Origin of the sequence: Actinoallomurus acaciae (assembly GCF_042429965.1) — a bacterium.
In the GTDB taxonomy this organism is placed as follows: Bacteria; Actinomycetota; Actinomycetes; order Streptosporangiales; family Streptosporangiaceae; genus Actinoallomurus; species Actinoallomurus acaciae.
On the sequence record NZ_JBHLZP010001110.1, the window covers coordinates 1 to 1,060 of the forward strand.

General features: G+C 70.9%; 2 protein-coding genes. One reads left to right on the top strand and one right to left on the bottom strand.

What is annotated here, in order from left to right:
- Window positions 1-150: 150 nt before the first annotated feature.
- Window positions 151-489 carry a PadR family transcriptional regulator gene (locus ACFFNX_RS50920; RefSeq protein ID WP_378213709.1) on the bottom strand — a complete coding sequence of 113 codons (339 nt, stop codon included), beginning with the start codon at window positions 487-489 and terminating at the stop codon, window positions 151-153.
- 88 nt (window positions 490-577) lie between these two features.
- On the opposite strand from ACFFNX_RS50920, the gene ACFFNX_RS50925 reads away from it, so the two are divergent.
- On the top strand, window positions 578-961 hold the full coding sequence (locus ACFFNX_RS50925) for a DoxX family protein (RefSeq protein ID WP_378213710.1): 384 nt from the start codon (window positions 578-580) through the stop codon (window positions 959-961).
- Window positions 962-1,060 lie beyond the last annotated feature (99 nt).

Genomic DNA, 1,060 nt, shown 5'->3' on the forward strand with positions numbered 1-1,060 from the left:
GCCCGGCGGACCGGTGGGCGTCGGCCGCGTCGGCGAGAGCGGCCCTCAGCTCGGCGAGGATGTCGCGGCGCGCCCGCGCCGGGCCGGTCAGCCGGGCGGAGATTTCTTCTAGGTAGACCCCGATGACGTCGTACGCGGCGCCGGGGCCGGTCACGATGTCACCGGCCGCGGCCGCGGCCCGAGCAGGGTGGTGACGGCGGCGGAGAACTCCTCCCACGCGTGGCGTTCGTCGTCGAGCATCCGGCGGCCGCCGGGGGTGAGCTCGTACACCCGCCGGCGCCGCCCGCCCTCCTCGGCCCACTGCGCGCGGACGTACCCGGCGCGTTCGAGCCGCCGCAGGGCCGGATAGATCGTGCCGGTGGGCAGGTCGAACCGGCCGTCGCTGCCCGCGCGCAGGATCTCCATGACCGCGTAGCCGTGGCGGGGACCGTCCTCCAGCGCGGCGAGAAGCATGCCGTCCAGATGACCCTTCAACGCTTGCGCCCTCATAGGTAGCAAAGCTACCGTCAGGTGTATGAGTAGTAAAGCTACATGTAGTGATACTGCTGACGGACGAACCCTCATCCGGTTCGGATCCGTGCACCGGCGGGCGCTCGCGTACTGGACGGTCACCATCCTGGTGACGGCCGAACTGGGGGTCGGCGGCCTGTGGGACGTCGCACGCATCCCGTACGTCCTCGACCTCGCGGTGAACCTGGGCTACCCGTCCTACTTCCTGGTGCTGCTGGGCTGCTGGAAGATGCTGGGCGCCGCGGCCCTGCTGGTCCCGGGTTGCGCGTTGCTGAAGGAGTGGGCCTACGCGGGGGCCTTCTTCACCTACAGCGGAGCCATCGTGTCCCACCTGACCACCGGCTATGCCCTTGGTGAGCTGGTGCCGCTCACCGTCATCGCGACGCTGATGGTCCTGTCCTGGTGGCTCCGACCTCCGAGCCGCCGCACCCACCGGCGCGCCACATTCTGAAACCGGCGTTGTAGCGGCCCCTCGTCGCGGTGCCTGGTCGCGGTGCCTGGTCGCGGTGCCTGGTCGCGGTGCCTGGTCGCGGTGCCTGGTCGCGGTGCC

What these genes read in the sequence shown, in the direction of transcription:
- ACFFNX_RS50920 (WP_378213709.1), bottom strand. Translation starts at nt 489, where the DNA reads ATGAGGGCGCAAGCGTTGAAGGGTCATCTGGACGGCATGCTTCTCGCC.